Origin of the sequence: Enterococcus sp. BSD2780061688st2 D3, from assembly GCF_005844145.1 — a bacterium.
Classification (GTDB): Bacteria; Bacillota; Bacilli; order Lactobacillales; family Enterococcaceae; genus Enterococcus_B; species Enterococcus_B durans.
This window is the reverse complement of the sequence record NZ_SPHN01000028.1, coordinates 1-12,095: the sequence shown is the minus strand read 5'-3', so window position 1 is coordinate 12,095 and position 12,095 is coordinate 1. Positions and strand designations below refer to the sequence as shown.

Genomic DNA, 12,095 nt, shown 5'->3' with positions numbered 1-12,095 from the left:
ATTACCAAACACCATTAGAAGTTTTTTTGAGTTACGTAAATGGAAAGTTTTGTCTCGCTTAATTTGACAAATAATATTTATAAGAACTAAATGATTTCATCATTATTTTGACACTTTTAATTGGGAGCGTCAATAATTTTGTGTCAATGGTTCTTCCCTACTGTAGATTGTTTCTAATTCTCCATCGGTTGACTCAGCATTTGTTCGAGCTCGCCTTCGGCCTGTTGGAAACCTTTATGACTGCGACCTAGGAATTTTTGGTTGTAAGTATCAAAAGACGAGACTAAGAAACGTTCCATCGACTCTTCATTTTGGAACTGTTCCTTGCGGTGGCTGTATTTCTTGATTTGTTTATTGAAAGATTCGATTAAATTAGTTGAGTAAATGCTTCGTACGAACATAGTTGATTTATTCACCATACTTCCCATTACATCGTAAAACGCTATATTTAAGATTTCAAACAACTATATTAATAGGAAGAAAACTTCATTTTTCCTCTTAGTTCTATAAAAAGTGTGGCTAATTTGAGGCAAAATATTAAATTAAATGTAAGCGTGTCATAGGATAGTATCTCGTACGCCGATTATCTTTCTTCTATAATTAAACTATCAAATATAGAAGGAGAAAAACGAATGAATAAAAAAGATATTGTACCAGTTCAATTTTCAAGTGCGGCTCAAAAATCGCAAATTGACACCAAGCCAAAACTAGCTTGCAGAATCAAATCGGAAGATAAGGAAATATTTATTTATAATGGAATGGATAAATATCTTTTGTATACCTTGTTAAAAGAGTTGAATGCCAATGCTCATTGATGCAACTGCATTGAAACATATTTTTATCGTTTGTGGAAAAACAGATCTTCGAAAAGGAATTGATGGACTAGCAGCTTTCGTTATAGAAGAATATGACCTTGATGTTTACGATCAAGCGCTTTTCTTATTTTGCGGTACGAAGAAAGATCGCTTCAAGGCTCTTTACTAGGATCAAAATGGATTTGTATTAATGTACAAAAGATTTGAAAGTGGGTACCTTCAATGGCCGCGTTCCAGAAAAGAAGTCTTACTGACTGGCCTTTCAATCGAAGAAAAATGTACGCTAAAAGAAACGAAAAAAGGTGCGATATATTAGACGAAAACCTTGTTAAATCAAGGATTTTGTCTGTTTTTCGTTGTCATAAAATGGTATAATAGATGTAAGAAAATCGCTAGAATGGTGGTGTAAAAATGACAAAATTGGAATCTGAACTTCTTGTACAAATCAAGCAATTAACACAGTTGCTTGAAATCCAGCAACAGGAAAATACTCTTCTTAGAGAACAAATTGCTGAAATGAATCGACGCTTGTTTGGACGAAAAAAAGAAACACCACCCGTAGATGGGCAAATCGATTTATTAGACGACTCAACTTTTAATGAACCAGAGCACACTGGACAAGAAAGCCAGGAACCCATTACGGTATCTTCTTTTAAACGCAGAAAACGCAAGGGACTCAAAGCACTTTCATTAGAAGGTCTGCCTGAAGTTCCTATTCATTATGAATTAAAAGGTGCCGATTGTTTGTGTGAAGACTGTGGTCATACTTTACATGATATCGGTGCGACAAGGCTTAGAGAAGAGCCATTGTATGTTCCTGCCCATATAGAAAAACAAGTCATCTACCAACATGCCTATCATTGCAGAGAATGTGAAGCATTAGGAGAAACAAAAATCAAAAAAGCGCCTGTTCCTAAACCGTTGATCAATAATAGTCTAGGTTCCTCTTCAATTGTGACACAGAGTATTTGGGAAAAATTTGTTAAAAAGGTGCCGGCATATCGACAAGAAAAAGAATGGCATGCACTTGGTTTCCCTCTTGATCGTAAAAAAATCACTAATTGGCATATCAAGGTAAGTGAAATGGTTTTAGAGCCAATCTACAATTGCCTTCATCAAGAATTAAGCAATCAGGAGGTCTTACACGCGGATGAGACAAGCTATCGGGTATTGAATACTCATAAAGAAAAGACCTTTTACTGGTTATATGCTTCAGGTAAAAGCGAAGAAAAACAAGTTGTGCTCTACGAGCACGCAAATTCGCGTTCCGTTGATGAGCCCAAAAGTTTTTTAGAATCATTTAGCGGTTTCTTGCATACTGATGGTTACGCGGCCTATGGAAAGCTGCCGGTAAACAATGTTTATTGTTGGGCGCATGTTCGCAGAAAGTTTTTTGAAGCATTGGGTAAACAACCGTCCCCAAAAAGTCATGCCAAAATAGGATTAGACTTCTGTGACAAGATGTTTCGAATCGAACGGACCTTTAATAAGCTTAGCGCAGAAGAAAGGTTTGTAGCGAGGAAGGAAACGTTGCAGCCTGTGATGACTGAATTTTTTCATTGGTGTGAGAGTTTTGCTTATTTGCCAAAATCGCAGCTTGGAAAGGCGGTTCAATACGCAGTCAATCATAAAGACGGACTTCAGATTGTGTTGCTTGATGGACGCTTGGAACTTTCAAATAACCGAGCAGAGCGTGCCATCAAAGAGTTAGTGATCGGTCGAAAAAACTGGCTATTTTCTAAAAGCTTAAAAGGCGCTAGATCAAATGGAATTATATTGAGTATTATCCAGACAGCTGTTGCGAATGGGTTAAACATCCGCAAATATTTAAATCATCTTTTTACAGAGATTCCCAATCTGTCTTCGATGACACCTGAAGCGCTACGCGCTTATTTGCCATGGAATCAGCAGATACAAGAAATCTGTAAATAATATAAGCCACAAATAACCTGATTTGAGTGTATCAAATCGGGCTATTTGTGTTTAGGTACCATTCTATGACACGCTTACGCTCAAAACTACTGAATTATTAAGTTATGTCTAATCAAATAAAAAAACCATTCTCATATTTGCTGAATAATTAGCATTTAGAGAATGGTTTTTTATCTTTAAAATCTACTACTCAAAATCTGCATGTCGAGCAAACATCGTTTCTGAGCTTTCACCTGTTTTATCCATTAAAGATAACACTAAACTATCAAAGGTGAGAAATGCTAATTGTTCAAAACTTGAACCCATAGGTTGTGAAAAAGTATCTTCTTCTCGTTGATTTTCATCTTTGGTAATACCTGGTAATACAAGAACAGAATCTGCTAATTGACCAATCGACGAGTCTTTTTTCATGGTAACTAAAGCAATGCTTACACCACTTTGATTTGCTTTGGCCGCTAAATTTTTTAAACTACCTGTTTCACCTGAGCCAGAACAGATAATTAATAAATCTCCAGGTTGCGAATGTGGTGAACTAATTTCACCGACAAGGCTGACTGAAAAACCTAAATGCATTAAGCGATTCGTAAATGCTTGCATGGCAATTCCAGAGCGTCCTGCACCAGCTAGAAAGATGTGTTTAGCTTGAACAATTTTCTCACTAAATTGTTCTAACTCTACAGAATTAATACGTTTTGAGTTATTTTGTAATTCTAAGATAATCGCTTCTAAATAGTTTTTATTTTGGTCTTTATTGGTCATGATCTTTTACTTCACTTCCTCTAATGATTGATTTAGTTTATCAATTTGTTCTTGCGGGGTATTTTTCCCATTGAAGATGAAACCGCCTGATACAAAAATATCCGCCCCTGCTTTAGAACAAACTTTAATCGTTTGATTATCAATCTTGCCATCTACTTCAATATCATACGTATAATCATTTTGTTTGCGTATTACATCTAACTGTTCGATTTTAACTACTGTCTCTTGAATAAAATGCTTATTCTCTGTTCCTGGATTGATTGTCATTACTAATACTTGATCGACTAAAGATAATACTGGTTCAATAAAACTGACTGGTGTTGCAGGATTAAAAGTAATCCCTACTTTTGCTCCTGCTTCCTTGACTAACTGAATGACCTTCATTGCGTGTTTGGTAGCTTCAATGTGGAAGGTAACAATATCTGCTCCTGCTTCTACAAATCTTGTGACAATTTTTTCTGGTGTATCAATCATCAAATGAACATCAAACACAACGTCTGTTAGTGGACGAATATCTTTAATAACACTTGGTCCAAAAGCCATATCTGGTACAAAACAGCCATCCATTACATCAATATGCAAATAATCAACATTCTTTTCTTTTAAGATTCCAAATAACTCTTTAACTTCTGCGATAGGTGCATTTAACAATGATGGAGCAATTGTCATTCTCTATTCCCCCGTTTATTCTCCCATAATCATGAGATTGATTGTTCTAGTTCGCTCTCTTAGTTGATCCCAATCGACAAAATAGACACGGCCCATTTCTCCTAATAAAAGTTTACCTTCTTGAACAATTAAAGTCATTGAGTTGGTTCCATAAATAGATGAACGTAAATGTGCATCGGTATTTAGCATGACCCATTTTTCTGCAGGGTAATTGGGATCAGATAATCTTGTTCCAAAATCAATGTGTTTTGGCCCCGGACTGTTGTATTGATTTTCACTCGTCATTTTTGGAATAATCGTTTCCATTACATTGTTGATGTCTACATGTAAATAATCATCACCAAAAAAGTTTGTGTCATGCATCGTTTCTTCAAAAAAGAGTGAGCAAGTTGTATGCGGGCTCGAAATTACTAACATTCCATTCTCAATACCTGCTGTATCAACTGTATCTAAAAGTTCTTTTCGAATATCATGATACGAAGGACGCCCTGAAACTGTTTCAATAGTCAAAGTGTCATGATGAAAACGCATATTAAACACCTAATCTTTCTTTTACATCTGCATAAATGGCATCTGTACCAATACCTGTTAATAAGCCCAAGCCATTCGTTACTTTAGCTTTAATTACATCAGGGACAATTGTTGTACTTACTACAGCATCATATTCATCAATTTTATTTAGCTCATCAGCAATTTTAGATTGATAAATTTTCACTTGATCTGTTAATCCTTCTTCTTCCAACCATTTTGATAATTTTGCTACTGCAATTGTAGAAGTAGCATGACCTGCTCCACAAATAACTAATAATTTTTTCATATTGATCTCTTCTTTCTTATTTTAATTTTATGATTAAGCTTTCTTCACTTTGTTCATGTAGATAGAAGCACCTACTAAAACAACTCCTAATCCACCTATTCCAATTACACCAAAGTAAGATGCTAATAAAACAAACAACCCTACTGGCCATAATCCACATAACAACATAGTTACTAATCCTGCTGTCCCCACATCGAAACTTGCTAATGTAAACACATCAGTGATAATTGGTGCCAACCATGTTGCCATATATAATGTTGTAACAACATACAACGAACATCCTACTAATGATCTCACAATATTTCCTTTAAAATAAGGAATCATTAAACAGATGGCGAAAGCAAAGAATGCTAAATCTCCAAAAGGTAATACTTTATTTCCTGGAAGAATTAGTGCTAGCAATAATGAGATTGGTACAAGCAATAGAGAAGTTGACATAATAGTTGGATGACCCACAGTTAACGCTGCATCCATTCCAATGTTTACTTGGCGACCATTTAACTTTTTATTCGTAAATTCTTTCGCCGCTTCTGCAATTGGCATTAAACCTTCCATAAACATTGCTACCATTTTAGGCATAATCTTCATCACTGCCGCAGTCATAATTCCTAAGTTTCCAATTCCTGCTACGTCATAGCCTGCCATAATACCCACTACAATACCGATAATTAGGCCAATAACAACTGTGTCACCTAAAACACCGAAACGTTTTGTTAATGTTTCTGCATCTGCATCTATTTTATTAAATCCAGGAATACGATCAAAAACCCAATTTACTGGTTTGGCAAATAGTACTCCTGATAATCCCATCATATGTGTGATAGAGATTCCTGGATAGCCGAAAAATTCGCTAACAGTTTTTTGTGTACGATCTGCTAAGAACCATTGTAAAATTACTGCGACAATCGCGCCAATTAAGCCAAACCAAAAGTTTCCCGTAACAGATTGAGTAATCATACCTAGGAAAATTGCGAACCAAAAGTTCCAAATATCAACATTCAATGTTTTTGTCCAACCCAAAACCACAAATATGAAGTTAAGAATTAATGAAATTGGAATCATTAAAATTCCCAATGATGTAGAGTAAGCCAAAGGTCCACCAACACCTACGCCAATATCTAGGATATTCAGGCCACCACCGTATTGTTCCCCCATTTGTTGAATTGCTGTTCCTAAACCATCTGATAATAAACTTAAAACTAATCCTAAACCAATAGAACCGATACCAACAGTAACGCCGGAAACAAATGCTTTACCAGGTTTTAATCCAAATAATATCCCGATTACAAAAATAATCAGTGGTAAAAAGACGTTTGACCCTAATCCAATAAACCATTCAAAGGCATTTAATACAATATCCATCTCTCTATTCCTCCTAATAAACTCCTGCAGAATGTACTAACTCAATAAATGCTTCTTTCGTGGTACATGCAAGTAATTCATTTACTTTTTCTTCATTTTGAAATAGGCTAACTAAGTTTTGTAGTGTATCAATTTGTTCATGAGGTTGTGACATTGCCAACATAAAGACTAAACGTACAGGTATTTCATGAGATTTATCTGTCATATCTGAAAATACCAGTGGTTCCTTTAATGAGGCAAAACAGATTTGAGAGCTATTTACATGTGCGGAATCTGTATGTGGGATAGCAAACCCAATTTGATTTACTTCTAATCCAGTTGGAAATTCTTGTTCACGGTTGGTGATACCTTCTAAGAAACTATCTTTCACGCAACCAGCGTTTTTTAATTGTTCAGACATTACTTGAAACAATTCTTTTTGATCTTTCACTTCTAATTGAAATAAACATAATTCTTTATCTAGATACATTTTTATTCTCCTTTTTGTTGAAAAATTCTTAGTAATTTTTCGCTATCATGAACTTGTAACAAGCGATCGACCATTTCTTTTTGCCCAATAAATTGGTAAAGTTCTTCATATACTCCTCTAATCTCAGATACATCTTCTTCAGCTAAACTAACCATAATGACTAATTTGACTTTTCGATCGCCCCAATTAATCGCATTTTTTAATGCTACAATAAAAATGTTGGATTCAATGACCATTGATGGATTCGCATGCGGTAAAGCAACACCACTTTCTAAATTAGTATTCCCCATTTTCTCTCTAGAGAAGATAGAAGCACGAAACTCTTCAGTAACTAATGAATTGGCTTCTAGTTCGGAAATCATCAAATCCAAACATTCTTCTTTGCTTTCCACCTGTACTCCTGTTTTTACTAAAGATGATTGAACAAATTTAGATATGGTGGGAACTTTAACCGCTTTAGGAATCAGTTCATTTTGAATAAATCGCGAAGGTTCTTCTATTAAATATTTAGTATAAGCTTCCATAATATTCATATAATCTGTTTTACTTACCAATGGAGATACCCTTACTAAGGGTATACCACCTGCATCAAAGGAAAGAGAGGAAATAATCAAATCAACTTCCCCAATTTCAGCTAAATGAAACTTATCTAAAGTTGATATTTCTATATTATCTTTTGCTGGTAAAAACCGTCGAACTTTATTGTAAATTAATTGCGCAGAAGAAATACCGTATTGGCAAATAATGATAATATTATTTGCTTTGGACTGATCTTCAATAGCAATCTGAAAATGAATCAAAATTAAGGAAACTTCATCGTCCGTTAAAGTCACATCAAATTCTTCTTCAAGGATGGACATGGCGTACCATACTATGCTAAAGAGTTCTGAATATTGAGATTTGATATTTTCTAATAACGGATTTTGAATTTTAATACCTTTTTTTAAACGAAGGACCATTGCTGGCACATGATACAATAAGGATTGATATAATCGATCATTTTGAGTCAAATCAATTTTTTCAATCTCACTCATTCTTTCAATCAATTTATGAACGCTCATAGCGTACTCTTCATTGCTGGTTTTTAAATTATTTGTCACACGATGTGCAAATAGTTGACGACATAGATATTCTTTATCTGCGTCATAAAATGGAAGATTCAATTTTGCCTTCAATTCTTCAATTAAACCATTTGCCACAATGTACGTTTCCATATAGCGAATGCTATTGAAGAGGAATTCTTCTTCAACAGTTAAATGATGACCTTTCAGTAAACGGTTACATTGGATAACTAAAGTAGAAATCAATGACCGAACATAGTAATCAGAAACCTTTTCAGTCAGTTCACTGTAATCATTGAATAGCAAATCATGAATGACACTAATAACTTTTGAATCAAACAACATATTTAAAACTTGAAAAAATGTTTTTGATTCCATGTCATTCGCATAATAGAATACAAGTTGCTTGATTGCTCGTTGAATTGCTTGTTCATTACCAGTAAAACTAATTCCTTCTGCAGATGACTGCAACTTAACTTCTCCACTGCCAATAATTTTATTGATAATTCTCAGGTCATTGTATAACGATGTTTTACTAACCATAAAACTTTGAGACAAATGAGTTAAAGAAACAGGCTTATCACCAAACAAAACTTCTTTAATGATCTCGACACGTCTTTTTTCTGGAGAATAAATATCTTTTTCAAGATAATTTTCTACCGATGAAATCAAATGTTCAACGTTTTTCCTATCACCTATGAGTTTGATACCCAAAGAAGGTAATCGCTCAATTGTTACTTGGTAATTAACTACATAATCTTCCAACAATTCAATATCTTGATAAATGGTCTTGGTCGACACTGCCAATTTATCACTAAAAAAAGAAGCGGGTTTAAAGTCTTCTTGTCGACTTAATAATTTTAATAAATTTACATGTCTTTCAATCAAACTTGTTCACCTCTTAACGCTAGCATTTGTTACCTCTTTTCATTATTTATTCTAGCACTGGAACCCCCTTCCCTCAATTACATCTATGTCAATAATACTTGTGGAAGTTTGTTGTAAAGGAAATCCAAATAATCTTAAAAAATGAGAAACAAAAAAGGAGAAATCCTTAAAAGAGCTAAGATATTCCAATAGAAAATACTCCTTATTATGGAAGTAATATGAAATATTACAATTGAAAAATAAAAACAATATAATGGCGTCACTAAAATTCGTATTTTTTTATTATAATATAACTTAATTACAAATGCTCATCTATGAACAAGTCAAGTCCAGACTCCTGTGTAAAATGCTATACAATGTTTTTACCATTTCTACTTATCAAAATGAGAGTGTAAAATATTTTGTGTAAATGGTTCTTCCCTACTGTAGATTGTTTCTAATTCTCCATCGGTTGACTCAGCATTTGTTCGAGCTCGCCTTCGGCCTGTTGGAAACCTTTATGACTGCGACCTAGGAATTTTTGGTTGTAAGTATCAAAAGACGAGACTAAGAAACGTTCCATCGACTCTTCATTTTGGAACTGTTCCTTGCGGTGGCTGTATTTCTTGATTTGCTTATTAAAGAATTCAATCAAGTTCGTAGAGTAAATACTCTTGCGTATGGCTAATGGGAAATCATAGAAAGTGAGCAGGTAATCGTTCGAAAGGATCGATTCCACCATTTTTGGATAGCTGGTTTTCCATTTTTCCGCAAAAGCACCACGTGCTTCCAATGCCGCCTTTTTAGATGACGCTTGATACACCATTTTAAAATCATCACAGACTTCCTTACGATCATCGACACGCACTTTGTGACTGATATTACGGGAAACGTGCACACAGCAATGTTGAAAACGGGCTTTGGGGTAGAACCGCTGCACGGCCCCTGCCATCCCCTTTAAGCCATCCGTGATGAAAAGGAGGACGTTTTTCACGCCACGTTCCTGGAGGTCTATTAAAATCTCTTCCCAAATCGTGATCGATTCAGTTGGTGCAATCGCATAGCTCAATACTTCCTTTGATCCGTCCGGGCGAATGCCAACTGCGATATGAATGGCTTCCTTGGCGACGGTTTTCCGCTTTAAAGGGATATAGGTTGCGTCCATATAAATAGCGGCATAACGGCCATGAAGCTCACGTTCCTTAAATGAAGTGACTTCTTCCGTAAATGATTTAGTCATATTGGACATGGTTTGGGGCGTGTAGTGATGCCCATACATTTTCTCAATCAAGTCTGCGATTTCCGACATGGTAATACCTTTTCGGAAGAGGTGAATGACGGTCTCCTCTAACGTATCATTCGTCCGTCTATAAGCAGGAACAGTCTGTTGCTTGAACTCGCCTTTGCGGTCGCGCGGGATCTGGAGATGAAGTTCCCCGTACTCGGTCTTGACCGTACGGTCATAGGAGCCGTTACGAGAATTACCCGTGTTAAAACCAATGCGATCGTACTTTTCATAATCGAGGAAAGCCGTTAACTCCGTTTTGAGAAGCGTATTGACAGCTTTTTCCAAATGGACACGGAATAATTCATTCAAATCGCCTTTGTTCGCTAGAGTCTTTAGAATTTCTGTAGTAAAATCGTTCATATGGAAGTCCTCTTTTCTGTGAATGTGTTGTGGTAACTTTAATTTTACAGAATGGACTTTCTTTTTTTCTACCCTAAATATCTATTTACACAAAATATTTTACGCTATCATTTTTAGTGAGGGATGTTATAATTAAATAAAAAAATAATTGGGAGAAAGCATATGTACTCAAAGAATTGGAAAACAAAGTTATTTATGATTGTTGTGATAGGGTTTATTTTTATTTTCGCAGGTTGTTCAACTAAAACAGATAAAAGTAAAACTGCAGCATCAGAATCAAAAGCTGCTGAAGTGGTAAAAAGCAAAACGAAAAAAATAGAAAAAAACGTAGAAACAATTTTAGCTGAAAAAGACAAAGATAAAAAATTATCGGAGTACAAAAAATTTGTTACTGAAGCTAATACTTACTCTAAGTTAGATAAGAAAGAGGAGAAAATCACTAAGATCTATACAGACTCCATGAAGAAGATCCAAACGAATTTTAAAGAACAAGACGATAAAGATTTAAAAGAGAATACATTGGATAATCTTGAAGAATCAACTGAAAAAGATCTTTCTAAAAAGATCACTACGCTAGATGAACTCAAAAAATGGATGCAAAAAGAGAGTACTGATATATATAGTAAAGCAGAACTCGATTCATTAATTAAAAAAATTGACGATACAATTACAACATATAAAAATCAACTAGAAAAAATAAAAATTGATAATCAAGAGGCTAAATCAACAGAACCTACAACAGAAAGTAGTGAGGTAACTACTTTGCAAGAGAATGCTTCTGAAGAACTACAAGTAGTACAAACTCATTTATTAAATTCTATTGAAGAAGCTGCTCAATATCTGGGACAAAAACTTCCGCAATCGGGCGGTGCAGGTGCGTTTGAAAATGGGCAACAAAATTCTGACGGCTCATTTACTTTTCATTATCAACTACACGGAGGGCCAGAAGGTATCACTTGGAACATCATTACAGTGAATAATAATGGTGAAATTATCCAAGATGATTATTTTAAAACTGTGCCAAATGAAGCAGCAAATAATAGTGCCTCTGCACCTAATCAAGCATCTATTTCAGAGTTAGAAGCTGCGCAACTTGCAATAGCTAAACACAATGAGTTAGGTAGACCTAATGCGACTGATGCTGGAACTGAAACTACAGCAGATGGCTATTATTTTTATTATATGGCCGATGGAACTGATCAAGTGTATAAATATTTTGTAAGTAATTCTGGTCAAGTTCAAGCAGAATAACATTGAAGAATTTAATAAACGCGAATTGTAAAATTAAGTTAGAAAAATAAAAAGGCATTTATGGTACACTCAAATTGTATTTCCGACGAAAGAAAACAAAGGAGTGTAACCATAAATGACCTACAAACATCTTACCATAGACGAACTGACAATGATAGAATCATATTATCTTCAACATAATAAGCCGGTTGAAATCGCTAACCGAATGGGACGTGCTATACAAACTATTTATAATGTAGTCAATAAGTTCAAGCAAGGTAAGACTGCTCTTGATTATTGGCACCAGTATAAAGAAAATAAGAAAAAATGTGGTAGAAAAGTCATTCAATTACCTGCTCATGAAGTAGATTACATTAAAGAGAAAGTCACTCTTGGTTGGACGCCTGACGTCATTATCGGGCGAAAAGAAAGGCCTGTTTCATGCGGTATGAGAACACTTTATCGT

At 35.0% G+C, this 12,095-nt stretch carries 13 protein-coding genes and 2 pseudogenes; 6 read left to right on the top strand and 9 right to left on the bottom strand.

Annotated elements, in window-relative coordinates; translation table 11 throughout:
• Nucleotides 1-173 precede the first annotated feature (173 nt).
• A pseudogene (locus FGQ66_RS14060) lies at nucleotides 174-392 on the bottom strand (IS256 family transposase); the annotation flags it as partial.
• 240 nt (nucleotides 393-632) lie between these two features.
• On the opposite strand from FGQ66_RS14060, the gene FGQ66_RS14055 reads away from it, so the two are divergent.
• The 4 genes from FGQ66_RS14055 (at nucleotide 633) to tnpC (ending at nucleotide 2,747) form a co-directional block, all read left to right on the top strand.
• Nucleotides 633-815, top strand: coding sequence for a hypothetical protein (locus tag FGQ66_RS14055; RefSeq protein ID WP_002300846.1), 183 nt, complete (start codon nucleotides 633-635; stop codon nucleotides 813-815).
• Entirely contained in the window at nucleotides 799-984 is a 186-nt protein-coding gene (gene tnpB, locus FGQ66_RS14050; protein ID WP_002305884.1) for an IS66 family insertion sequence element accessory protein TnpB, read from the top strand. Before FGQ66_RS14055 ends, tnpB begins: the two co-directional genes overlap by 17 nt.
• Before the next feature lie 21 nt (nucleotides 985-1,005).
• Nucleotides 1,006-1,131, top strand: coding sequence for a hypothetical protein (locus FGQ66_RS15605; protein WP_002300844.1), 126 nt, complete (start codon nucleotides 1,006-1,008; stop codon nucleotides 1,129-1,131).
• 95 nt (nucleotides 1,132-1,226) lie between these two features.
• Nucleotides 1,227-2,747, top strand: a complete 1,521-nt coding sequence (tnpC, locus tag FGQ66_RS14040) for an IS66 family transposase (RefSeq protein ID WP_138302623.1) — start codon at nucleotides 1,227-1,229, stop codon at nucleotides 2,745-2,747.
• Nucleotides 2,748-2,933: 186 nt separating this feature from the next.
• Here tnpC and hxlB read toward each other — a convergent pair whose 3' ends face one another.
• The 8 genes from hxlB to FGQ66_RS14000 all read right to left on the bottom strand — a co-directional run bounded on the left by hxlB (nucleotide 2,934) and on the right by FGQ66_RS14000 (nucleotide 10,399).
• Entirely contained in the window at nucleotides 2,934-3,506 is a 573-nt protein-coding gene (gene hxlB / locus FGQ66_RS14035; protein ID WP_002300842.1) for a 6-phospho-3-hexuloisomerase, read from the bottom strand.
• Between the two features lie 6 nt (nucleotides 3,507-3,512).
• Nucleotides 3,513-4,175 carry a ribulose-phosphate 3-epimerase gene (rpe, locus tag FGQ66_RS14030; RefSeq protein ID WP_138302622.1) on the bottom strand — a complete coding sequence of 221 codons (663 nt, stop codon included), beginning with the start codon at nucleotides 4,173-4,175 and terminating at the stop codon, nucleotides 3,513-3,515.
• A 15-nt stretch (nucleotides 4,176-4,190) separates the two neighbouring features.
• Nucleotides 4,191-4,706: a YjbQ family protein gene (locus tag FGQ66_RS14025; protein WP_002300840.1), complete on the bottom strand. Its 516-nt coding sequence runs from the start codon at nucleotides 4,704-4,706 to the stop codon at nucleotides 4,191-4,193.
• A gap of 1 nt (nucleotide 4,707) precedes the next feature.
• Entirely contained in the window at nucleotides 4,708-4,992 is a 285-nt protein-coding gene (locus tag FGQ66_RS14020; protein ID WP_002300838.1) for a PTS sugar transporter subunit IIB, read from the bottom strand.
• A 33-nt stretch (nucleotides 4,993-5,025) separates the two neighbouring features.
• Complete coding sequence (locus tag FGQ66_RS14015) at nucleotides 5,026-6,354, bottom strand: PTS galactitol transporter subunit IIC (protein ID WP_002300836.1); 1,329 nt, start codon at nucleotides 6,352-6,354, stop codon at nucleotides 5,026-5,028.
• Nucleotides 6,355-6,367: 13 nt separating this feature from the next.
• Entirely contained in the window at nucleotides 6,368-6,823 is a 456-nt protein-coding gene (locus FGQ66_RS14010; RefSeq protein WP_002300835.1) for a PTS sugar transporter subunit IIA, read from the bottom strand.
• Between the two features lie 2 nt (nucleotides 6,824-6,825).
• Nucleotides 6,826-8,772, bottom strand: a complete 1,947-nt coding sequence (locus FGQ66_RS14005) for a BglG family transcription antiterminator (protein ID WP_138302621.1) — start codon at nucleotides 8,770-8,772, stop codon at nucleotides 6,826-6,828.
• A 436-nt stretch (nucleotides 8,773-9,208) separates the two neighbouring features.
• Nucleotides 9,209-10,399: an IS256 family transposase gene (locus tag FGQ66_RS14000; RefSeq protein WP_138302620.1), complete on the bottom strand. Its 1,191-nt coding sequence runs from the start codon at nucleotides 10,397-10,399 to the stop codon at nucleotides 9,209-9,211.
• 162 nt (nucleotides 10,400-10,561) lie between these two features.
• Between FGQ66_RS14000 and FGQ66_RS13995 the strand changes: the two genes are divergently transcribed.
• Nucleotides 10,562-11,650 (top strand): hypothetical protein, encoded by a 1,089-nt coding sequence (locus tag FGQ66_RS13995; protein ID WP_002342409.1) that lies wholly within the window; start codon nucleotides 10,562-10,564, stop codon nucleotides 11,648-11,650.
• 115 nt (nucleotides 11,651-11,765) lie between these two features.
• Nucleotides 11,766-12,095 (top strand): annotated as a pseudogene (locus FGQ66_RS13990) (helix-turn-helix domain-containing protein); the annotation flags it as partial.

Bases quoted from the DNA above. Each gene is read 5' to 3' on its own strand.
- FGQ66_RS14010 (WP_002300835.1), bottom strand. From the start codon at position 6,823: ATGTATCTAGATAAAGAATTATGTTTATTTCAATTAGAAGTGAAAGAT.
- tnpC (WP_138302623.1), top strand. From the start codon at position 1,227: ATGACAAAATTGGAATCTGAACTTCTTGTACAAATCAAGCAATTAACA.
- FGQ66_RS14055 (WP_002300846.1), top strand. From the start codon at position 633: ATGAATAAAAAAGATATTGTACCAGTTCAATTTTCAAGTGCGGCTCAA.
- FGQ66_RS14000 (WP_138302620.1), bottom strand. From the start codon at position 10,399: ATGAACGATTTTACTACAGAAATTCTAAAGACTCTAGCGAACAAAGGC.
- tnpB (WP_002305884.1), top strand. From the start codon at position 799: ATGCCAATGCTCATTGATGCAACTGCATTGAAACATATTTTTATCGTT.
- FGQ66_RS14025 (WP_002300840.1), bottom strand. From the start codon at position 4,706: ATGCGTTTTCATCATGACACTTTGACTATTGAAACAGTTTCAGGGCGT.
- rpe (WP_138302622.1), bottom strand. From the start codon at position 4,175: ATGACAATTGCTCCATCATTGTTAAATGCACCTATCGCAGAAGTTAAA.
- FGQ66_RS14020 (WP_002300838.1), bottom strand. From the start codon at position 4,992: ATGAAAAAATTATTAGTTATTTGTGGAGCAGGTCATGCTACTTCTACA.
- FGQ66_RS13995 (WP_002342409.1), top strand. From the start codon at position 10,562: ATGTACTCAAAGAATTGGAAAACAAAGTTATTTATGATTGTTGTGATA.
- hxlB (WP_002300842.1), bottom strand. From the start codon at position 3,506: ATGACCAATAAAGACCAAAATAAAAACTATTTAGAAGCGATTATCTTA.
- FGQ66_RS15605 (WP_002300844.1), top strand. From the start codon at position 1,006: ATGTACAAAAGATTTGAAAGTGGGTACCTTCAATGGCCGCGTTCCAGA.
- FGQ66_RS14015 (WP_002300836.1), bottom strand. From the start codon at position 6,354: ATGGATATTGTATTAAATGCCTTTGAATGGTTTATTGGATTAGGGTCA.